Genomic DNA, 20,139 nt, shown 5'->3' on the forward strand with positions numbered 1-20,139 from the left:
CGAGGGACGACGCCGCGCCCTCTCAGCCGCGTACGGCGCTGGCGACATCAGGGAACGATGCGGGCACGTAACCGCCGTGCGCCTGTTCGCCACGCACGAGCTCGCCCGTGCCCGTCTCGGCGCTGCCCAGCACGCCCCACGGGTCCACGATTCGCACGTCGTGGCCGTCGAGGCGGAGGCGGCGGATGCCCTCGAGGAGTATGCGCCTGGCGATGTCGTTGGCGCGGTGCACCCGGTCGAGGTCGACGACGACGGGGGTCTCCCCCGCGGGCTCCGCTGCGAACTCTCGCAGGACGCGCTCGGCCTCGACGAAGTGGAGATCGCCCACGATCTCGTGCACCGCGATGCCGTCCACCTCCCGCCTGCGCGACACGGAGTGCGCGGACTCCGTCGACGCCATGAGGTGCAGGCCCATGTCGTGGTTCATGCGTTCGAAGATGCGCCTCCCCCGCGTGCTGTTCCCGTGAGCGTCGAGACGCGGAGAGAACGCGGCGATGCCGACCTGGCCGGGGAGCACGCCCATGAGACCACCGGCGACGCCGCTCTTGGCCGGGATGCCGACCGAGGCCAGCCAGTCGCCCGCGGAGTTGTACATGCCGCACGTCGCCATGACGCTGAGCACCTGCCGGTTGACGGCAGGCTCGAGCACCTGGTCGCGGTCGGGCGTCCTTCCGCCCGCGGCGAGCACCGACGCCATCCGCGCGAGGTCGCTGACCGTCACCGAGACCGAGCATTGCCGGGTGTAGCCGCGCACGGTGTCGGCGGGGTCGCAGTCGAGCGTGCCGACCGAGCGAATCATGTAGGCCAGCGCCATGTTGCGGTCGGCGGCGGAGAGCTCGGACTCGAAGACGTCCTCGGCGATCGACAGCCGACGGCCCGCAAGGCGACTGTAGAAGTCGACGATGCGCTCGACGCGCGCATCGGCGTCGTCGCCGTGCACGAGCGCGTGTGCGGCGATCGCGCCCGCGTTGATCATCGGGTTCCTCGGCCGGCCGGTGTCGGGGTCCAGCGAGATCTCGTTGAACGCGTCGCCGGACGGCTCGACGTCGATGTGTTCGAGCACGGCGCCGAGGCCCTGGTCCGCGATGGCCAGTGCATACGTGAACGGCTTCGAGATCGACTGGATCGTGAACTCCGCATCGGCGGCCTCGCCCGCCACGTACACCTCACCGTCGAGTGTCGCCATCGCGACGGCGAGCCTGTCCGGGTCGGCGTTCGCGAGCTCGGGGATGTACGAGGCGACCTCGCCGCCATCCTCACCCAGGGACTCCAGGAGCAACTCGAGGTAGTCGGCTATGGGCGTCTGCATCCGGCTGATGCTTCCATACGAAGACGCGACCGCCCGCCGCAAGTCGGCCCGGAGCCGGCGCCTCAGCAGGCGACGAGCGAGCCATCTGACGGCCGCCCGGGTCGATGTGACAGGTGCATGCGCTCCGGTGACAACCGGGCCCTGTTGGGCGGCTCGGTCGACCACCAAGGTGTCGTCCATGAAGACGAACGACAGGGCGATCGAGGTCGAGGGGCTCCGCGCGACCTACGGCAAGCACGTGGCGGTCGACGGCGTGGACCTGACGGTGCACCGCGGCGAGCTCGTGGCGCTGCTCGGGACCAACGGCGCCGGCAAGACGACCACGATGGAGACCATCGAGGGGCACCGGGAGGCCCAGGGCGGCACCGTGCGGGTCCTCGGGCACGACCCGTGGAAGGACCGGGGCGAGATCCGCCCGCGGATGGGGATCATGCTCCAGTCCAGCGGCTTCGCCGGCGAGCTGACCGTCCGCGAGACCGCGAAGCTGTGGGCGAAGCTGCGCTCCCGGGCCGGCGATCCGGACGACGCGCTCGAGCGCCTGGACCTCGCGCACCGCCTCGACGTGCGGGTCAAGCAGCTGTCCGGCGGTGAGCAGCGCCGCCTGGACATGGCGACCGCGCTGCTCGGCGACCCCGACGTGCTGTTCCTCGACGAGCCGTCCACAGGGCTCGACCCGCAGTCCCGACGCCGGACGTGGGACGTCATCGCCGACCTCGTGACGGGCGGCACCGCCGTCCTCATGACGACGCACTACATGGAGGAGGCGGAGAAGCTGGCCGACCGGATCGCGATCCTCGACGGCGGGCGGATCGCGCGCACCGGCACGATGGCCGAGCTCGTGGCCGGGCTGAACGGCACGATCTCGTTCGCTCTCCCGGACGACCTCGATCCGCGCACCCCTCCGCCGGACCTCCCCGACCTGGCCGGCTCGGTCGAGCGGGCGCGCGACGGCGTGGTCGTCATAACGACGGACCAGCTGCAGCGCGACCTGTCGGTCGTGCTCGGCTGGGCGGCCGACCGCGATCTGACGCTCGAGCGGCTGCACGCCTCGGAGAGCTCGCTGGACGACGTCTTCGCCGGGGTGCAGGCATGAGCACCCCGACCACCACCTCCGCGCCCTCCCCCGGCCCGACGACGAACGAGGACCCCACCATGAAGCGCTCCCCGAGCACGAAGAACGCGTCGACGACCCGCGCCGTCCTGGCGCTCGCCGCCAGCGAGGTGCGGCTCCTGGTGCGCAACCGGCTGGTCGCCGTGACCGCGCTGGTCATCCCGCTGATCACCGCGGCGGGCTACGGCGCCTCGGGCCTCCGCTACGGCGACGGCTGGGGCGGCACCGTCGCGTTCATGATCCTCACGATGCTGCTCCTGACCGTGTACATCGCGGCCACGACCGCTGTGGCGGCCCGGCGCAGCGGCCTGGTCCTCAAGCGCCTGCGCTCCGGCGAGACGCCGGAGTGGGCGATCCTGGTGGGGATGCTGTTGCCGACGGTCGGCCTCGCGGTGATCCAGTCGGTCCTGATCGCCGGGATGTTCCTCGCCTACGGCGCCGACCTCCCGGAGAACCCGCCCATCGTGCTCGGCGCGGCGGTGGGCGGGGCCGTGCTCTGTGCCGCGTTCGCGCTGGCCACCACGCGCGTCACCGCCACGCCCGAGATGGCGCAGGTGACGACGATGCCGTTCTTCTTCGCGGCGCTCGCCGGTGCCTTCTGGATCACCTCGAAGCCCATCGACGAGGCGACCACGCTGATGCTCGTCAACCCGGGCGGCGCCGTCATGCACCTCGTCCAGGGCGGCTGGGACGGCGGCGGCGACATGCTCGTCGCGGCGGCGGCCCTCGTCTCCTGGACCGGCCTCGCCTACGAGATCGCCAAGCGGACCTTCACCTGGGAGCCCCGGAGCTAGCGGCCCGGGCCCGCGGGTCGGCGTCGCGCGCGCCGGCCCGTGGGCCGTGACGCGCCCGACCGATCCACGTCCCGACCGCCCGAGGTGACCCCCATGGCCCCCGCCGCCCCCCTCCCGAACACGACGTCCCTCTCCCCCGCGGCCACCGAGTCGCAGCGCCCGCAGGCTCCCCAGCCCGTCCGGACGCTCCTCGTGCTGGGGGGCATCGGCCTCGCTCCGCCGGCCTTGACGGAAGCGCTGGAGCACGACGGGGAGGTGGTCGTCGTCGGCACGACGACGAGCCCCGTCCAGGCGATCGAGCTGGCGCAGACGCTGCAGCCCGACGTCGTCCTCGTCGACCAGCTGCTCGGGCTCGCCAGCGGCACCATCGTCGCGCGGCACATCCACGGCGACGTCGAACACACCGAGATCGTGCTGCGCACCCCGTGGCCCGACGCGGACCGCCACGACGCCGAGCGCGCCGGCGTGTTCGCGACCGTCGACGTCGCCGACCCGGCCGCGGTGGTCGCAACGACGATCGCGGCGGCCGGCCGGGAAGCCCGCCGGGCCGCGCAGTCCGCGGCCGGACCCCGCAGGATGAGCTAGACGCCCGGCCGGCCCGCCGCGAACCCGCGGCGGGCGAAGCGCTCCCCGATGATCCGATGGGTCGGGGCGTCGGGGTGCAGGGCGTCCGGAAGCGGGCGCTCGACCTCGTCGTCCGGGCCGTACAGGTCGAGGCCGTCGACGTAGGAGAGCTGCGGATCGTCGACCCGGCGGTCGGCCACGATCCGCGCGAGGACCTCGCGGACGAGCGTGAGCGTCAGCCGGCTCAGCGGCGTCGTCGGGCTCGCCGGGTCGACCGGGTCACCCGTCGCGCGGAACCGGACCCGCCCCTCGGCGAGCGCCTCGACGTCGAAGGCGCCCGGCCCCGGCGTGTGCTCGTGGATCGGGCAGAACAACGGTCCGATCACGATCAGCGGCACGTCGGGGTGCCCGTCGCGGAGCGTGTCGAGGAACCCGTGCACGGCGGGGCCGACGGCGCGCAGGCGCATCACGTCGGAGTTGACGAGGTTGATGCCGATCTCCACGCTGAGGACGTCCGCCGGCGCGTCGCGCATCGCCCGCGCCACGAAGGGGTCGAGCATCGCGCTGCCCCCGAACCCGAGGTTCACGAGCTGCACGCCGCCGAGCGCCGCGGCCACCGCCGGCCAGGTGGTGCTGGGGCTCGCCGCGTTGGAGCCTTGGCTGATCGAGCTGCCGTGGTGCACCCAGACCGGGCGCCCGTCGGTCGACGGTGCGGCGATGGGCGCATCGGTGCGGAGCGCGACGAGCTCCGTCCGCTCGTGGTGCGGCAACCAGATCTCGACGTCCTTCTCGTCGGACGACAGGCCGTCGAAGCGCGTGGTGGCCATGTCGCCGGGTCGGAGCGCCGTCGCACCGGTCGCGAGGTCGACCTCCACGACGTCGCCGCCGGCCGTCGTGGCCTGCGCGGCCAGCCGGCCGTCGATGCGCAGGTCGACCGTCCCCTCCGGGCGGTCGGGGACGCCGGTCATCGCGACCCGCGTCCGGACCGTGTCGACCTCGACGACGGTGGAGCGGGTGCGAAACGCGAGTCGCACGCCGGACGGCTGGGACTCCGCGCCGGCCAGCTGCGGGTCGGTGCTCTGCGCACGGGCGCGCGCCGGCAGCCGGTGGGGCAACCAACCGCGCTCCGTGCGCTCGAGATCGGCGAGGCCCCGCAGGACGTCCGTGCCGATGGGGTGGGAGAGCAACGTCGGCTCCCGGTGGTCGTCGACCAACGGGCTCGATGCGTCCTGGTTCTTCATCCGCGGTCCTTCGACGATGCCTGGGTCCGGGCCGTTGGAGTCTCCCAACCGACGGTGGGCCGCGTCGGGCCGCGCGCGGGGCCGGCGGCGGCCGGGCGTCGGGTCGAGCCCGGTGCGTTGCCGGCGGCGGCCGGGCGCCGGGTCGACCGACGACCACGGACGCCTGGCCCCACACAGGACGCCGCTCAGCCGGCGCGCTTCGCCAGCCGTGCGCCTTCGATGTCCACGTGCGGAAGCAGCCAGCTGAGCCAGCGCGGCAGCCACCACGCCCGCCGACCGAGCATCGCCAGGAGCGCCGGGATCAGCGTCATCCGCACGACGAAGGCGTCGACGAGGATGCCGAACGCGAGCGCGAAGCCGATCGACTTGATGATCGCCGCCTCCTCGAGGATGAACCCGGAGAAGACCGCGGCCATGATCAGCGCCGCGCCGGTGACCACGCGCGCGCCGTGGCGGAAGCCCTCGGTGATCGCACGGGTCGGCTCCGCCCCGTGGACGTGCTCCTCGCGCATGCGCGAGACCAGGAACACCTGGTAGTCCATCGCGAGCCCGAAGAGGATGCCGACGGTGAAGATCGGCAGCACCGGGACGATCGGCGCCTGTTCCACGGCGAGCTGCGCGGCGAACGTGCCGTGCTGGAAGACCGCGACGAGCGCCCCGAGCGTGGCGCCGATGGTGAGCAGGAACCCGCCGACCGCCGTGAGCGGGACGAGGATCGACCGGAACGCGACCATCAACAGCAGGAACGCGAGGCCGACGATCACGGCGAGATAGGGCAGCAGCGCGCTGGACAACCGGTCGGCGAAGTCGATGTTCGCCGCGGTCGGCCCGGTCACGAGCACCTCGGCGTCCACCTCGTCATCGAGCGTGTCGGTGCGGTCCCGGATCTGTCCGACGAGGTTCTTCGTCGCCTCGGTGGACGGGCCGCTCCGCGGCGTGAGTGAGACGATCGCGGTGTCACCCTCCTCGTTGAGCACCGGGGCGCCCGCGGCGACGACGTCCTCGAGCTGCCCGAACTCCGCCGCGACGACCGTGGCGGCCGCCTTCGCGCTGCCTCCGGTCCCGGCGTCGACCACGAGCGTGAGCGGCCCGTTGAAGCCCGGGCCGAACCCGGCGCCGAGCAGGTCGTAGGCCTTGCGGTTGGTCTCCTCGGGCGGGGCCGTGGAGTCGCCGGACTGCCCGAGACGCATGTCCAGGGCCGGGATCGCGAGCGCGCTGAGCGCCACGACGGTGACGAGCACCGCGGGCAGGCGGTGGCGCGTGACCAGGCCGACCCAGCGAGCGCCCATCGTCGGCCTGGTGGCGCGCCGGCCGGTGTCGAAGTTCTTGCCCTTCGCGAGCCGCATGCCCGCGAACCCGAGCATCGCCGGGACGAGCGTGAGCGAGACGAGCACGGCGACGGCGACGGTCCCGGCGGCCGCGAGCCCCATCCCGGTCATGAAGGGGATCCCGACGACGGTCAGCGACGCCAGCGCGATCATCACCGTCGCTCCGGCGAAGACGACCGCGCTGCCCGCGGTCCCGACGGCGCGGGCCGCGGCCTCCTCGGGCTCCATGCCCTCGAAGAGATGGGTGCGGTGGCGCGAGATGATGAACAGCGCGTAGTCGATGCTGACGGCCAGGCCCAGCATCAACGCGACGGTCAGGACCGTCGGGTCCATGTCGAAGAGGCCGGTGGCCGCGATGATCCCCGCGATCCCGACCGCGACGCCGACGACCGCCGTCAGGAGGGGAAGCCCGGCGGCGAGGAGCGAGCCGAACGTGATCGTCATGACCAGCGCCGCGACGCCGAGCCCGATGAGCTCGCCGGTCCCGCCGGGTGACGGTTCCGTGTCGACCGCGTCGCCGCCGAACTCGACCTGCAGATCGGCGTCGTGGGCGCGCTCGGCCGCGGCCTGGACGGCCGTGACCGACCCTTCGGGGATCGTCTCGGCTGACGCGGCCCACGTCACCTCCGAGAAGGCGATGCGTCCGTCCTCCGAGGTCTGGGGCTCGCTCACGGACGCGACGCCGGGAGCCTTCGCGGCCCCGGCGACGACGTCCGCGATGGCGGCCGGGCGCGTGCCGTCGGTCAGCCGCTCGCCCGTGGGAGCCGCGAACACGATGCGGCCGGACGCGCCGTTGGCCTGCGGCAGTCGCTCGTCGAGCAGGTCGGCGGCCGCCTGGGACTCCGTGCCCGGCATCGTCGAGCTCTCCGTGAAGGATCCGCTGAGCGTCGCGGCCGCCGCGAACGCGCCGACGATCACCACCAGCCACAGGGCCAGGACGGTCTTGCGGCGGCGGAAGGCCGTGCGGCCGAGGTGGTAGAGCACAGTTGCCATGAGGGGTCCTTGGTGTGGCGGGATAGGGGTGCTCTCTCACCATCGGGGTCGGGACGCCCCGCGGCGACGGCCGAGAGTGCTCTTCTGTCGAGCCCGTTCGGACGCACACGGTTCCCCCTTTCGGAGGAAGGGCCGAGGACTACGATGGGCCTCGTGCCCCGCCGCGCCGACCTCCTCTGGACCGCGCTGGTGACGGCACTGGCCCTCGCGGCGTTGCAGCTCGATCCGTCCGACACGGCACGGGGTGACCGCGGGCCCGACCTGCTCGGCGTCCTGCTCGTGATCGCGGCCTGCGCACCCGTGGCGGTGCGGCGCGCGCAGCCGCTCGCGGCGGCGGTCGTCGCGCTGACCGCGGCGGCCGTCGCCCTCGCGCTCGGCTACGCGGTGATCGTCCCGGTGCTCGTGGGCCTCGCGCTCTGCAGCTGGGTCGCGTTTCAGAGCGCGCGCCGGGTGACGGTCCCCCTCGCCGCCTACGCCGGCACGGTGATGGCGGCGGCCGTCGCCATCACCGGCGACGAGAGCCCGGTGCCGATGCTGATCCTCGTCGGGGCCTCGATCGGCGTGGCGGCGGTCCTGATCGGCGACGCGATCCGCGGCGAGCGCGAGCGGACCCGCGCGGCGCAGGAGTCGGCGCAGCGGATCGCGAAGCTGCGGGACCGCGACGTCGAGCGCGCGGTCGCCGAGGAACGACTGCGGATCGCCCGCGACGTGCACGACATCACCGGCCACCACCTGAGCGCGATCTCGCTGCAGGCCGTGGGGGCCGGTCGCGCCACGACGGACCCCGTCGCGCGCGCGGCCCTCGAGCGCATCCACCGGCTCACCTCCGAGGCGCTCGGCCAGACGCGACGGTCGCTCGGCGTCCTGCGGGGCTCCGACCCCGCCGGGCCGGCTCCCCGCGCCCCGACGCCCCGGTTGGCGCACGTGGAGGAGCTGCTGGGTCCCGCGCGCGACGCCGGCCTCGTCGTCGACCTGCGCCTGGACACCGCCGACCGCCCGCTCTCGGACGAGATCGAGGTCTGCGCCTACCGGGTCGTGCAGGAAGCGCTGACCAACGTCGTCCGCCACGCCGACGCGAGCCGCGTCCGCGTGGACGTCACGTACGGCGAGCAGGAGCTCCTGATCGCGGTCGAGGACGACGGCGTCGGCGGGCCCGGCCGCCCTGGCGGCGGGATCCAGGGGATGCGCGAGCGCGTCGCGATCGTCGGCGGCACCTTCGCCGCGGGGCCCGCCGGCTACGGCTGGTCGGTGCGGGCGAGCCTCCCGCTCGACGCGGAGCCGGACCAGCGTCACCCGGCGCCGCTCTCGCGGATTGCGCAGGGCACGCCGTGAGCATCCGCGTCGTCGTCGCCGACGACCAGGAGATCGCGCGCCACGGCCTGCGGATGGTCTTCGACGGCGAGGACGACATCGAGGTCGTGGGCGAGGCCGCCGACGGCCTCGAGGCCCTCGGCCAGGTCGAGCGGCGCGCACCCGACGTCCTGCTCATCGACATCCGGATGCCGCGGATGGACGGGCTCGAGGCGACGCGGCGCCTGCGCGGCACGGACGGCGTCGCGGTGATCGTGATCACGACGTTCGACCTCGACGAGTACGTCCTCGAGGCGTTGCGGGCCGGCGCCGTGGGCTTCCTGGTCAAGGACTCGTCGGCCGACCGCATCATCGACGCGGTCCGCGCCGTCGCACGGGGCGACGCCCTGATCTCGCCCGAGGTCACCCGCCGCCTGCTCGACCAGTTCGTCGCGTCGGCGCCGGCCCGGGTCGGCGACCCCGCGCTGGCGAGCCTGACCCCCCGCGAGCGCGACGTGCTGCTGGGCATCGCGGCCGGGCGCAGCAACGCCGACATCGCCGCGCACCTGCACCTCGAGGAGAGCACCGTCAAGAGCCACGTCGGCCGCATGCTCGGCAAGCTCGGCCTGAAGAGCCGCGTGCAGGCCGTGATCTTCGCCTACGAGACCGGGCTGGTCGCGCCGGGCACGGCCCCGGGATCACCCGACCGCTGAGCGCGCCGCCCCACCGTCAACCGAATCCCCTCCCCCCACCTCTTCGAGCCCGACGTCCTGGCCGAGATCGAGGCGCACGCGATCCTCGACTGAGCCACCGAGTGACGGCCTGCCCTGCGCGCGCCGTCAGTCCTCACCCCGGGCGGCGCGGGTGACGCGGGAGTCGATGCCGTACTGCGGCGGGACGCCCAGGTTCTCCCGGAGGGTCGCACCGACGTACTCCTCCGGGAAGATTCCGCGGCGGCGCAGCTCGGGCACGACCTCGTCCACGAACCCGTCGACGCCGTCCTCGTAGATGTCCGGCGAGATCCAGAACCCGTCGGCGGCGTCGGCCTCGAGCCACGCCTGCAGATAGTCGGCGTGGACCACCGCGGGGCCGACCGTGGTCGGGTGGTAGTCGATCGCGCCATGGGCGAGGATGTCGCGGGGCGACCACCCCTCGTGGGCGAGCCCGAGCACGATCCCGGACCGCGGGTCCATCGGGGACGCGCTGGCCGCCGCGAGCTGCTCCGGGGTGAGCGGCTCGTCGTAGCGGCTCGGATCGATCCGCAGGCCCAGCAGTCCGCCGAGATGCGGGAGACGCGCCTCGATGACGTCGCCGGACAGGGCGAGGCGACGGTCCAGGCCCGCCCGCGTCGTCGGGGCGACGGTCGTCATCAGCCCGGGGAAGTACTTGATCTCGTCGGGGTCGCGCCCTGCCTGCACGGCGGCGTCCCGCACCAGCTCGCGCTGCGCACGCGCCTCCTCGATCGTCCACACCTCGGCGATGAAGCCGCTCGCGTAGCGGCCGGCGAGCTCCAAGAGGTGCGGACTGGGCCCTCCCGAGCTGAAGATGACCGGCTGCCCCTGCTCCGACGGCGGGATCGGCAGCGGTCCGCGCGAGGCGACGTACTGTCCCTGCAGATTGACCGGCTGGAGCTTCGACGCGTCGAGGAACCGACCGGAGTCCTGGTCCGCCAGCCAGGCGTCCGGCTCCCAGCTGCCCCAGAGCGCCTGGACGATCTGGATCGCCTCGTGCGCCCGCCCGTACCGCTCGGCGCGGTCGACGACGGTGCTGCCGTAGTTGGCCGCTACCGCCGGATCGCTCGTGGTAACGGCGTTCCATCCCGCCCGGCCGTGACTCATCACGTCGAGCGCCTTGAACTGCCGGGCCGTGTTGAACGGCTCCTGGAAGGTCGTGGACCCGGTGGCGACGAACCCGATCCGCTCCGTCGCCTGCGAGATGGCGGCGAGCTGCATCATCGGCTCCAGGACGTTCTGGACGCCGGTGGCCTCGACGTCTCCACGGACGGCCGGGAAGTCGGGGGTGAACAGGAACGCGAACCCTCCCCTCTCGGCCGTCTGCGCGTAGCGGACGTTCGCCTCGACCTTCGCGTAGTTGCCCGGGTCGACGTGCGGAGCCCGCCACGCCCCGGCCAGGTTGCCATACCCCGCGGTCATCCCCAGCCCGAGGATCATCTTCTTGCCTGCCATGCAACGGTCCCTTCTGCCCCGCGCTCAGATGCCACGCGCCCCGGGACCCGGCGAAGCCACACGGCCCCCGATCGTTCAGGCGGTGACAGGGCACGAGGTCGTGTCGGCTCTGCGCTGGCCGACCGTCGACCAGCCTCGCCGACTATACGGAGATTGTCTCCGGTTTACAAGAGACCGTCCTCGCCACCTACGGCGCGGACGCGACAACGCCGAGATCCTCGCCCTCGACCGCGCGGTCACGCGGGAGTCGTAGGGGCCGCCCACCCCTGACGGAGGAGCTCCTTCAGCGACTCGGCGGAGGCGTCGTCGGCCATGACCGCGCCGCGCGCCCACGAGGTCGCGAGCGCGCCGAGGAAGAGGTCGCGGCCCCGCACCCCGGGCTGCGCCTTGCCCGCGCGCTGGGCCGGTACCAGGAACTCGTCGGTGTCGGTCACGAAGCCCCGGCAGGTGATGGCGAGCGGCGAGGCCTCGTCGGACAGCGCCGTCCGCAGCGGCTCCGGCAGACCCTTGAACGCCGAGAGCCATTCGTCGATCGCCTCGAGCCACAGACCCAGGGCGACATCCGGCTCGTGTCCCTCGGCCTTGATGGCCTCGCGACGAGCCGCGAGTTCCTCGTTGCGCGCCTGCAGGAGCGCGGCAAGCAGGGCCTCGCGGGTCGGGAAATGGCGGTACAGCGTGCCGGCACCGACGCCCGCCCGCTTGGCGATGGCGTCGAGGGACCCGCTGACGTCGGCCGACGAGAAGTACTCGTCGGCGACCTCGAGGATGTGCTCTCGGTTTCGCGCCTTGTCGCTGCGCTCCTTGCGGGCGCCGCCGGTCGCATCGGCCATCTGTGTCCATCCTCTCTTGACGAAACGGAGATTGTCTCCGTATGGTCCCCAGGCGAAGCGGAGACACGCTCCGCGTTGATCAAGGATCGCACTTCGGGCGGTCCGGGTCCAGCGCGCCCGCCGGCGAGTCTCCCACGACGCCTCCCACAAGGACCCCGATGAGCACCGACCACCCCACCGATCGCCGCGACATGATCGCGCTCTACGTCCTCTGCCTGGGGATGCTGATGATCGTGCTCGACAGCACGATCGTGAACACCGCGCTACCCGTCCTGAAGGACGACCTCGAGTTCTCGGACAGCAACCTCACCTGGGTGGTGAACGCCTACCTCATCCCCTTCGGCGGCCTGCTGATGCTGTCCGGCCGCATCGGCGACCTGATCGGGCCGCGCCGGATGTTCCTCTGGGGCATGTCCCTCTTCACCGTTGCCTCGCTGCTCTGCGGCCTGGCGGCGACCCAGGAGGTCCTCATCGCGGCGCGCTTCCTGCAGGGCGTCGGGGGAGCCCTGGGCTCCTCGGTGATCCTGGGGATGATCATCACGATGTTCCGGGAGCCCCGCGCGCAGGGCCGGGCCATCGGCATCTACTCCTTTGTCGCCACCGCGGGCGGCTCGCTGGGCCTGCTGCTCGGCGGTGTGCTGACGGACGTCCTGTCGTGGCACTGGATCTTCTTCGTCAACCTGCCCGTCGGCGTGGCGACCGTGCTGCTGGGCACCCGCCTGGTCCCCCACCGTCCCGGGCTGGGATTCGGGGAGAACAAGGTCGACGTGCCCGGCGCGCTCATGCTCACGGGCGGTCTGATGCTCGCCGTCTACGCCATCGTCGGCGCGGAGCGCGAGGGCTGGGGGTCGTCCCGCACCCTCGTCCTCGCGGCCGTGGCGCTCCTCCTGCTGGCCGGCTTCGTGCTCCAGCAGGCCCGCACCGCCCACCCGCTCGTGCCGCTGCGGATCTTCCGCTCCCGCAACGTGACGGGCTCCAACCTCATCGTGCTCGGACTGCTCGCCGGCGTGTTCTCGGTCTTCTTCTTCGGTGCGCGCTACACGGGCGAGGTCCTCGGCTTCAGCCCGTTGCAGATCGGCCTCGCGTTCCTGCCCCTCACCGTCGTGAACGGCACGGTCTCGACGAAGCTCTCCCAGCCGGTGCAGGAGCGCTTCGGGGCCCGTGCCGCGGTGATCGGCGGCCTGGCGTCCGTGGTGGTCGGCGTCCTCCTGCTCCTGCGGACGCCGGTCGACGGCGGCTACGTCGAGCACGTCCTGCCCTCGATGCTGCTCGTCGGCTTCGGCGCGGGCATGAGCTTCCCGGCGATCATGGGCCTCGCCATGTCGGCGGCGACCCCGGGGGACTCGGGGGTCGCCTCCGGCCTCATCAACACGTCGCAGCAGATCGGCGGCGCGATCGCCCTCTCGGTCCTCGCGACCTTCGCCGCCGACCGGACGGCCAGCGAGCTCACGGGCGGCACGAACGCGACCGAGGCCCTCAACGCCGGCTTCCACGTCGCGTACGTCATCGCCGCGGGCATCGTCCTCGCGACCATCGTCGTCGCCGCGCTCGTCCTGCGCGTGCGGCCCGGAGCCGTGGGCGAGACCGCGACGCCCGAGGGCTCGGACGACCGCGTGCAGGACGCGATCGCTCCTCCGCTGGCCTCGTCCGCGCGCGTCGACTAGCCGCACCCACGCCACGACGGCGCAGCACGACGCCTAGCGGGCGACCGCCGGACTGATCGTGACCGAGGGGACGCGCAGCCCGCCGACCTCGAGCATCACGCCCGCCTTCACGAGCTCCTCGTTGTAGGCCCCCATCGCGGCGAGCAGGTCGTCGCTGGGCATCGCGCCGGTCTCGTCCTTCGGCTCGATCTGCACGAACACCACGACCTTGATCGAGTCCTCCTCGTTTGCGGTTCTACCGCCACGTCGAACGGGGTGCTCGGGCTTCGACACCGCCGACGAGCACATCCTCGTCCGGTCGTCGGCGGCCGCGGCGCTACAACAGGTCGGCGAGCGCCGCCTGCGCGTGGGCGATCGCGACCTCGTGGGCACCGTCCGGGTCACGGTCCGCGATGGCGTCGAGCAGCCGGCGATGGTCGCGGTAGCGGGCGGCCCCGAAGCTGTCGTCCACGACGGCGCGCTCGAGCAGACGCGGGGCACGCTCTATCGGCGACAGCACCCGCGCCTGCTGCAACGCGTCGACGAGCGCGGGCAGGTGGCAGGCCCGCTCGACCCCGCGGTTGAACTCCGCGAGCGTCTCGAGCAGTGCCTGCACGCGGCGAGGGGTGCGGCCGCCGTGCTCGATCGCGACCACCAGGTCGTCGGCGCGGTCCAGGGTGGAGCGTAGCTCGACGACCTCGGCGTCCCGCACGTTCGTCGCGGCGAACCGGGCGACGAGGCCGCGCAGCGTCACCTCGACCTCCCCCATCTGCCGCTGGGTCGTCGGCGAGATCTCGGCCACCACCAGCGTGCGCGGGCCGAGACGCGTGACGAGGCCCTCGCGCTCCAGGCGGCGCAGGGCGTCGCGCGCCGGCGTCGGGCTCACGCCGCACCGGGCAGCGGCGCTGCGCTCCGTGACGCGCTCGCCGGCGCGCAGCTCCCCCGCCTCGATGGCGGCCCGGAGCGCCTGATACGCGTGCTGGGCCTGGGACGCGAGCGCGGTGGTGCTCATCGGCACAGCCTACGTCGTTTGCCGTATGTTGCCCTTTTGCTATGGCAAATGCTACGGTCTGTGCGTCGTGTCACCCAGCGCCGTCCAGGAACCGATGCCCTCGACCCTCCACCACGCCGACGCCGGACCCGGCGCGGCGGCAGACCCCTCGACGCCGCCGCGCGTCGGGCTGCGCATCACGATCTACGTCGCGCTGGCGGTCTTCGCCCTCGAGGTGACGTGGAGCTTCTACGACGCGCAGGTGCCGCCGCTGCTCGAGGACTACGTCTCGAGCGCCGCGCTCGTCGGCCTGTTCATGGGCCTCGACAACGTCGTCGGGGTCTTCATCCAGCCGTGGATCGGCAACCGCTCCGACAACACCCGCAGTCGCTGGGGCCGCCGGGTGCCGTACCTGCTCGTCGGGCTCCCCTTCGCGGCCGTCTTCTTCGTCGCGATCCCGCACGCCGGATCGCTGCCGGTCCTGGTCGTCCTGATGCTCGGGTACGCCGTGATCGCGAACTCGGTGAAGCCTGTGGCCGAGGCGCTGATGCCCGACTTCGTCTCGCGGGAGCAGCGCAGCCGCGCCAACGCGGTGGTGAAGATCGGGACGGGCCTGACGATCGTGGTTTCGGCACTCATCAGCCTGCTGGTCGTCGACGAGCACCCGCAGGCCGCCTTCGCGATCCCGGCGCTCATCATGCTCGCCGCCGCGCTCGTCGTGGCGCGCAAGGTCCGGGACCGCGAGTCGCCCGGGTACCAGGCGGCCCTGGCGGAGTCCTCCGCCTCGTCGGCCCGCTCCCCCCGCCGCGTCCGCGCCATCGTCCGCGAGGTCCTCGTCGACGCCGATCGCTCCCGGTTGTTCCTCCTGGGCATGATCGTCGCGTTCGCCGGGGCCTGGGCGGCCTCGCGCTCGCTGCTGACGCCCTACAGCACCGCCGTCCTCGGGCTCTCCCGCGGCGAGGCCGGCGGGCTCGTCCTGCCCGCCGGGCTCGCGTTCCTGCTCGCGGCGTTCCCGGCGGCGCTGCTCGCCGAGCGCCTCGGCCGCATCCGGACGATCGGCGTCGGGGTCGCGATCTACGGCGCGGCGCTCGTCCTGGGCACGGTGGCCACGTCATCGACGGGGGCGATCGTCGCCCTCTGCCTCGCCTCCGTCGGCTACGCCGCGTTCGCGATCAACGCCATCGTGATCCTCTGGAACCTCTCCCCTCCCGGGTACGTCGGCACCTACACCGGCCTCTACACGGTCAGCGCCGCGGTCGGCGCAGCCCTGGGGCCTGCAGTGGTCGGCGCCCTGGTCGACCTGACCGGCTGGCGCTGGTTCTTCCTCGACGTCGGCGCCCTCGTCCTCGTCGCCCTGGTCCTGCTCCGGCTCGCCCACGTCCACCTTCGCCGCAACCCCTCCTCCGGAGCCCCTGCATGAACGAGATCCGCATCCTGGCCCCCACCGGCGCGCTCGGCGCCGGATTCGACCTCGAAGGCTTCGAGCGCGGGGTGGCGCTGCAGCCCCACGTGATCGCGTGCGACGCCGGGTCGACCGACAGCGGACCCTCCGCCCTGGGCAGCGGCACCCCGAAGCTCTCGGACGCCGCCGTCACCGGCGACCTGCGGCACATCCTCCGCGCGCGGGCGGCGCTCGACGTGCCCCTGATCATCGGCTCTTGCGGCACGAGCGGCCGGGACGACGCCGTCGACCACGTCCTCGACCTCGTCCGCAGCCTCTCGCGCGCCGACGGTGCGCCTCTCACGGTCGGCGTCGCGTACTCCGGCCAGTCGTCCGACGCGCTGGGGCGGCTCTGGGACGCGGGCCAGATCCGGGCGCTGCCGCACGCGCCGTCGATCACCCGCGACGACCTGACGGGCAGCAGCGTGGTGGGGATGATGGGCACGGAGCCGATCGAGGCGCTCCTGGAGCAGGGGTGCGACGTCGTGCTGGCCGGCCGCGCGAGCGATACCGCGCTCTTCGCGGCCGTCCCGCGGATGCGCGGCTTCGACCCCGGGCTGATCTGGCACGCGGCGAAGACCATCGAGTGCGGCGCGGCGTGCGCGGTCCCGCCGTCCGCGAACAGCCTCCTCGCGACGGTGCGCGACGACCACTTCGACGTCCGGACGCTCGCCGCCGGATCCCGGCTGACCGAGGTCTCGGTCGCCGCCCACACGCTCTACGAGAACGCTCATCCGTACCGCGTGACCGAACCGGCCGGCGTGCTGGACACGACGGAGGCGACGTACGAGCAGGTCGACGAGCAGACCGTCCGGGTCCGAGGCTCGGCGTTCGAGCACGCGCAGGAGTACACGATCAAGCTCGAGGGCGCGCGCCTCGTCGGCCACCAGACGGTCGTGGCCGGCGGCATCCGCGACCGCGTCGTCATCGACCGGCTGCCGAGCCTCGTCCCGCTGGCGCAGCAGTACTTCGCGGCCAAGATCCGTGACCTCTTCGACGATGCCGTCGATCCCGACGAGATCGACATCTCGTACCGCTTCTACGGTCTGGGCGCCGTGGTCTCGGGGACGGAGCCCACGCCGCTGCACGCCGACGAGGTCGGGGTCCTCATCACGGTCACCGCCCCGGAGCAGCGGCTGGCCCACGACATCGCCACGTTCGTCGCGCACGCCAGTTCGCACCTCCCGATCCCGGAGTACGAGGGGCTGGTCACGACGATCGCCTACCCGTTCTCGCCGCCCGAGATGGATCGCGGCCCCGTGTACGAGTTCGTCCTCAACCACGTCGCGGCCGGGGTCGAGCCGGGCGAGCTGTTCCGCACCCGGACGGAGACCATCCGATGACCACGCTGCTCGACCTCTGCTCGCTCGTGCGCTCGAAGAACGCCGGCCCGTTCACGTTGACGTTCGACTTCATGTGTCGCGACGAGGCCGCCCTCGATGCGCTCGTGGCCGCCGACGTGCTCACCCCGGAGCGCTTCGCCGGCCTCTACGGCACCCGGCCCGAGGACGTGGCCATCACGGTTCACCGGCACGCGCGCGCGGTGAAGGTCTCCGTCCCCCGCCCCGTCGTGCAGGGCGCCATCTACGACAACGACTCCTACGCCGGTCAGCAGTACGGGCCGCTGATGGACCTGGAGTTCTCGGTGCCGGAGGATTCGTAGCGGCCGGGGCGGATAGGCGACCTGAGCGGGCGCCGGCCTCCCGCGCCCCACGCGGACTGCCCGGGCCCGGGTCCCCGTCGCCGCGGCTTGACACTGTCAAGCGGGGTGCCTACCGTCTCGTCGATGCGCGCCGAACCATCGACGTCCTTCACCGGTCGGGAGCGGCTGATCCTCGCGATCGTCTGCCTCGCCGTCCTGGTGATCAACCTGTCGACGACGATCGTCAACATCACGCTGCCGCGGCTCACCGAGGATCTCGGGGCCACGACGACCGACCTGCTGTGGATCGTCGACGCGTTCAACCTCGCGTTCGCCGCACTCGTGCTGGCCGCGGGCACGCTGTCGGACCGCTTCGGCCGGCGCCGGTTGCTGCTGATCGGACTCGCGCTGTTCGCCGCGGCCTCCTTCGGCGGCGCGACCGCGGGATCGCCGGGGCACCTCATCGCGTGGCGCGCGGTGGCTGGCGTCGGGGCGGCGGTCATCTTCCCGGTGACGCTCTCGATCATCTCCGAGGTCTTCACGGACCGCGCGCGGCGGGCGAAGGCGATCGGCCTGTGGGGGCCTCCGCCGGGCTGGCGATCGCGCTGGGCCCCGTCGTCGGCGGGTTCCTCGTCCAGCACGTGTCGTGGAACAGCACCCTGCTGTTCCCCGGCGCCGTCGCCCTCCTGGCGCTCGTCGGCGCGCTGCTGCGGATCCCGGAGTCCCGCGACCCGGAGACGCCGCCGCTGGACTACGGCGGGATCGCGCTGTCGACCGTCGGGCTCGGCCTGCTCGTCTACGGCGTGATCGAGGCGCCCGAGCGCGGGTGGGCGTCGGCGGCGACCGTCGGAGCGCTCGTGACCGCGCTCGTGGTGCTGCTCGTCTTCGTCGTCTGGGAGCGCCGCCGCGCGTTCCCGATGCTCGACGTCTCGGTGTTCAAGAACCTGCGCTTCACCGCCGCGGCGCTGTCGATCACGTTCGCGTTCTTCGCGCTCTTCGGCTTCATCTTCCTCATCACCCAGTACTTCCAGTTCGTGAAGGGTTACGAGCCGTTCTCGGCCGGCATCCGGCTGCTCCCCTTCGCGGTCTGCACCGCCGCCCTGTCGATCCTGGGGTCCCGCGCCGCGGTGGTGGCGGGCACGAAGCTCGTCGTGGCGGGGGGCCTGCTGATGTTCGCGGCCGGGTTCGCGTGGACGTCTACGGTCGACGCGGACACGGCTTACGCGACGATGGCGTTCCAGATGGTGCTCATGGGCTCCGGGCTCGGGCTCACCAGCGCGCCCGCGACGGAGGCGATCATGGGCGTGGTACCCGCGGCGAAGGCGGGCATGGGGTCCGCGATCAACGACGCCACCCGCGAGCTCGGCGGCACGCTCGGCGTCGCCGTCGTCGGCAGCGTGGCGCTCTCCCTGTACCGCGACGCCTTCGACGGCGCCTCGCTCCCGGGGCCGGTCCTCGAGACGGCGCGGGAGTCCATCGGCGCCGCCGTGCTGACGGCGGACGGGCTCGCCCGCGGCGGGGATGCCGCCGCCGGCGCGGCACTTGCCAGCGCAGCGCAGTCGGGGTTCCTCGACGGCCTGCAGGCGGGGTGCCTGGTCGCCGCCGGAGTGTCGGCCGTCGGCGCCGTGCTCGTGCTGCTCTGGCTGCCCGCGCACCCGGGCGCCGCGGACGACGTGCCCCAGCAGGCCGCGGTTCCCGCGACCGCCTGAGGAGCGGTTCAGTCCACCGACGGGGTGCCGGTCTCGAGCGCCCCGACGAGCGTGCGCGAGAGCAGGTCGGCGAGCTGCTCCGGCGTGGCCTCCGGGGCGTCGATGGCCAGGATGCCGTCGCGGGCGAGCGTCGCAAGACCGTGGACCGTGCTCCAGCAGAGCAGCGCGAGGGTTCGCGGCTCCGCTCCCCCACCCCACCCCGTCTCCGCCGCCGCCTCCACTGCGTCGTGGAGGACCCGGAGCGGGCGGCCGCGACTCTCCGCCAGCGCCGGGTCGTCGAGGTTGGACAGCTCGGGCCGCGTCATCACGGAGAACAGCGCGCCGCGCTCCAGCGCGAACCGCACGTAGGCGACGCCCACCCCGGTCAGGCGCCCCGGCGGCCCGCCCACGGCGGCGTCGCGTCCGGCCGCGAGCTCCTCCGCCAGCGCGTCGTAGCCGGCCTGCGCCACCGCGGTGAACAGCCCGGCCCGGTCGCGGAAGACGTGCCCGGGCGCCTGGTGCGAGACCCCCGCCCTGCGGGCGATGGCGCGCAGGCTCACGGCCCCGACGCCCACGGCGGCGAGCTCGTCCTCGGCGGCGCGCAGCAGGACGGCACGCAGGTCACGCGGCGCAGGAGCCATGCCCCCATGATGGCTGCAGCCGCGGGAAGCCGCGACCCGAGGCCACCGCGGGGCGGTACCCGCGCCGTCAGGGTCGGACGGGCGCGTCCACGGACCGCAGGCGCTCGAGCTGCCGCTGCCCGGCCTCGCGGTGGACGCGACGGTCGGCGTCGAGGAGCCGCCGCAGCGCGGTCCGCAGACCCTCGACGTCGACCGCGACCCCGTCGCGCAGGAGCTCCCGGACGTACGCGTCGGCGGGGCGTGCACCGCGCCGGCGGTTGCACCGGCCGCAGGCCAGGACGACGTTCTCCGGTGTCAGATGGCCGCCCCGGGACCGGGGCACGAGGTGCTCCAGGGTGAGGTCGCGGCGCCAGGGCGCGCGGCCGCACCACGCACAGGCAGGACCGTCGCGCTCGAGCAGCATCTCGACGGTCACGGCCACCCCCACACCGTAGGGGCCCCGGCGGG

17 protein-coding genes and 2 pseudogenes are annotated in these 20,139 nt (G+C 73.2%); 10 read left to right on the top strand and 9 right to left on the bottom strand.

Going from position 1 to position 20,139, the window contains the following annotated elements; all coding sequences use genetic code 11:
- Positions 1–22: 22 nt before the first annotated feature.
- Entirely contained in the window at positions 23–1,309 is a 1,287-nt protein-coding gene (locus F593_RS0114080; protein ID WP_022929392.1) for a glutaminase, read from the bottom strand.
- Positions 1,310–1,487: 178 nt separating this feature from the next.
- Between F593_RS0114080 and F593_RS0114085 the strand changes: the two genes are divergently transcribed.
- The 3 genes from F593_RS0114085 to F593_RS0114095 all read left to right on the top strand — a co-directional run bounded on the left by F593_RS0114085 (position 1,488) and on the right by F593_RS0114095 (position 3,799).
- Complete coding sequence (locus F593_RS0114085) at positions 1,488–2,402, top strand: ABC transporter ATP-binding protein (protein WP_022929393.1); 915 nt, start codon at positions 1,488–1,490, stop codon at positions 2,400–2,402.
- Positions 2,399–3,214 carry an ABC transporter permease gene (locus tag F593_RS25355; protein WP_022929394.1) on the top strand — a complete coding sequence of 272 codons (816 nt, stop codon included), beginning with the start codon at positions 2,399–2,401 and terminating at the stop codon, positions 3,212–3,214. The genes F593_RS0114085 and F593_RS25355 overlap by 4 nt, the downstream gene beginning before the upstream one ends.
- A gap of 93 nt (positions 3,215–3,307) precedes the next feature.
- Complete coding sequence (locus tag F593_RS0114095; protein ID WP_022929395.1) at positions 3,308–3,799, top strand: response regulator; 492 nt, start codon at positions 3,308–3,310, stop codon at positions 3,797–3,799.
- On the opposite strand, the gene F593_RS0114100 is transcribed toward F593_RS0114095, so the two are convergent.
- On the bottom strand, positions 3,796–5,019 hold the full coding sequence (locus tag F593_RS0114100) for an SGNH/GDSL hydrolase family protein (RefSeq protein WP_022929396.1): 1,224 nt from the start codon (positions 5,017–5,019) through the stop codon (positions 3,796–3,798). The two genes, F593_RS0114095 and F593_RS0114100, sit on opposite strands and share 4 nt — an antisense overlap.
- 185 nt (positions 5,020–5,204) lie before the next feature.
- Complete coding sequence (locus tag F593_RS25360; RefSeq protein ID WP_022929397.1) at positions 5,205–7,340, bottom strand: MMPL family transporter; 2,136 nt, start codon at positions 7,338–7,340, stop codon at positions 5,205–5,207.
- Positions 7,341–7,493: 153 nt separating this feature from the next.
- On the opposite strand from F593_RS25360, the gene F593_RS25365 reads away from it, so the two are divergent.
- Positions 7,494–8,672: a sensor histidine kinase gene (locus tag F593_RS25365; RefSeq protein ID WP_022929398.1), complete on the top strand. Its 1,179-nt coding sequence runs from the start codon at positions 7,494–7,496 to the stop codon at positions 8,670–8,672.
- The gene (locus F593_RS0114115; RefSeq protein ID WP_022929399.1) at positions 8,669–9,343 is read left to right on the top strand and encodes a response regulator; all 675 of its coding nucleotides are present in this window, start codon (positions 8,669–8,671) and stop codon (positions 9,341–9,343) included. Before F593_RS25365 ends, F593_RS0114115 begins: the two co-directional genes overlap by 4 nt.
- Before the next feature lie 126 nt (positions 9,344–9,469).
- Here the strand turns inward: F593_RS0114115 and F593_RS0114120 are convergent, their stop codons facing one another.
- Positions 9,470–10,816, bottom strand: a complete 1,347-nt coding sequence (locus tag F593_RS0114120; protein ID WP_022929400.1) for an NtaA/DmoA family FMN-dependent monooxygenase — start codon at positions 10,814–10,816, stop codon at positions 9,470–9,472.
- A gap of 236 nt (positions 10,817–11,052) precedes the next feature.
- Complete coding sequence (locus F593_RS0114125) at positions 11,053–11,646, bottom strand: TetR/AcrR family transcriptional regulator (protein ID WP_022929401.1); 594 nt, start codon at positions 11,644–11,646, stop codon at positions 11,053–11,055.
- A 158-nt stretch (positions 11,647–11,804) separates the two neighbouring features.
- On the opposite strand from F593_RS0114125, the gene F593_RS25370 reads away from it, so the two are divergent.
- The gene (locus F593_RS25370; RefSeq protein WP_022929402.1) at positions 11,805–13,310 is read left to right on the top strand and encodes an MFS transporter; all 1,506 of its coding nucleotides are present in this window, start codon (positions 11,805–11,807) and stop codon (positions 13,308–13,310) included.
- A 63-nt stretch (positions 13,311–13,373) separates the two neighbouring features.
- On the opposite strand, the pseudogene F593_RS31285 reads toward F593_RS25370, so the two are convergent.
- Together F593_RS31285 and F593_RS0114140 are read right to left on the bottom strand one after the other, a co-directional pair.
- Positions 13,374–13,472 (bottom strand): annotated as a pseudogene (locus F593_RS31285) (YciI family protein); the annotation flags it as partial.
- A 154-nt stretch (positions 13,473–13,626) separates the two neighbouring features.
- Positions 13,627–14,301 carry a GntR family transcriptional regulator gene (locus tag F593_RS0114140; RefSeq protein WP_022929404.1) on the bottom strand — a complete coding sequence of 225 codons (675 nt, stop codon included), beginning with the start codon at positions 14,299–14,301 and terminating at the stop codon, positions 13,627–13,629.
- A gap of 94 nt (positions 14,302–14,395) precedes the next feature.
- Here F593_RS0114140 and F593_RS25380 point away from each other — a divergent pair, with 94 nt between their 5' ends.
- From F593_RS25380 to F593_RS30880, 4 genes and pseudogenes are all read left to right on the top strand, one after another.
- Positions 14,396–15,700: an MFS transporter gene (locus F593_RS25380; protein WP_084630073.1), complete on the top strand. Its 1,305-nt coding sequence runs from the start codon at positions 14,396–14,398 to the stop codon at positions 15,698–15,700.
- Positions 15,697–17,064 (top strand): acyclic terpene utilization AtuA family protein, encoded by a 1,368-nt coding sequence (locus tag F593_RS0114150; protein ID WP_022929406.1) that lies wholly within the window; start codon positions 15,697–15,699, stop codon positions 17,062–17,064. The genes F593_RS25380 and F593_RS0114150 overlap by 4 nt, the downstream gene beginning before the upstream one ends.
- Complete coding sequence (locus F593_RS0114155; RefSeq protein ID WP_022929407.1) at positions 17,061–17,384, top strand: DUF4387 family protein; 324 nt, start codon at positions 17,061–17,063, stop codon at positions 17,382–17,384. Before F593_RS0114150 ends, F593_RS0114155 begins: the two co-directional genes overlap by 4 nt.
- Before the next feature lie 123 nt (positions 17,385–17,507).
- Positions 17,508–19,072, top strand: a pseudogene (locus tag F593_RS30880) (MFS transporter).
- An 8-nt stretch (positions 19,073–19,080) separates the two neighbouring features.
- Here F593_RS30880 and F593_RS0114165 read toward each other — a convergent pair.
- The gene (locus tag F593_RS0114165) at positions 19,081–19,692 is read right to left on the bottom strand and encodes a TetR/AcrR family transcriptional regulator (protein WP_022929408.1); all 612 of its coding nucleotides are present in this window, start codon (positions 19,690–19,692) and stop codon (positions 19,081–19,083) included.
- 67 nt (positions 19,693–19,759) lie between these two features.
- Positions 19,760–20,113 carry an HNH endonuclease gene (locus tag F593_RS28480; protein ID WP_022929409.1) on the bottom strand — a complete coding sequence of 118 codons (354 nt, stop codon included), beginning with the start codon at positions 20,111–20,113 and terminating at the stop codon, positions 19,760–19,762.
- Positions 20,114–20,139 lie beyond the last annotated feature (26 nt).

Source organism: Patulibacter americanus DSM 16676 (assembly GCF_000420025.1).
Classification (GTDB): domain Bacteria; phylum Actinomycetota; class Thermoleophilia; order Solirubrobacterales; family Solirubrobacteraceae; genus Patulibacter; species Patulibacter americanus.

Excerpts from the sequence above, each read along its gene's own strand:
- F593_RS0114080 (WP_022929392.1), bottom strand. The coding sequence starts at position 1,309 with ATGCAGACGCCCATAGCCGACTACCTCGAGTTGCTCCTGGAGTCCCTG.
- F593_RS0114120 (WP_022929400.1), bottom strand. The coding sequence starts at position 10,816 with ATGGCAGGCAAGAAGATGATCCTCGGGCTGGGGATGACCGCGGGGTAT.
- F593_RS0114140 (WP_022929404.1), bottom strand. The coding sequence starts at position 14,301 with ATGAGCACCACCGCGCTCGCGTCCCAGGCCCAGCACGCGTATCAGGCG.
- F593_RS0114085 (WP_022929393.1), top strand. The coding sequence starts at position 1,488 with ATGAAGACGAACGACAGGGCGATCGAGGTCGAGGGGCTCCGCGCGACC.
- F593_RS0114155 (WP_022929407.1), top strand. The coding sequence starts at position 17,061 with ATGACCACGCTGCTCGACCTCTGCTCGCTCGTGCGCTCGAAGAACGCC.
- F593_RS0114165 (WP_022929408.1), bottom strand. The coding sequence starts at position 19,692 with ATGGCTCCTGCGCCGCGTGACCTGCGTGCCGTCCTGCTGCGCGCCGCC.
- F593_RS0114125 (WP_022929401.1), bottom strand. The coding sequence starts at position 11,646 with ATGGCCGATGCGACCGGCGGCGCCCGCAAGGAGCGCAGCGACAAGGCG.
- F593_RS25355 (WP_022929394.1), top strand. The coding sequence starts at position 2,399 with ATGAGCACCCCGACCACCACCTCCGCGCCCTCCCCCGGCCCGACGACG.
- F593_RS25380 (WP_084630073.1), top strand. The coding sequence starts at position 14,396 with ATGCCCTCGACCCTCCACCACGCCGACGCCGGACCCGGCGCGGCGGCA.
- F593_RS25370 (WP_022929402.1), top strand. The coding sequence starts at position 11,805 with ATGAGCACCGACCACCCCACCGATCGCCGCGACATGATCGCGCTCTAC.
- F593_RS0114150 (WP_022929406.1), top strand. The coding sequence starts at position 15,697 with ATGAACGAGATCCGCATCCTGGCCCCCACCGGCGCGCTCGGCGCCGGA.
- F593_RS0114100 (WP_022929396.1), bottom strand. The coding sequence starts at position 5,019 with ATGAAGAACCAGGACGCATCGAGCCCGTTGGTCGACGACCACCGGGAG.
- F593_RS0114095 (WP_022929395.1), top strand. The coding sequence starts at position 3,308 with ATGGCCCCCGCCGCCCCCCTCCCGAACACGACGTCCCTCTCCCCCGCG.
- F593_RS25360 (WP_022929397.1), bottom strand. The coding sequence starts at position 7,340 with ATGGCAACTGTGCTCTACCACCTCGGCCGCACGGCCTTCCGCCGCCGC.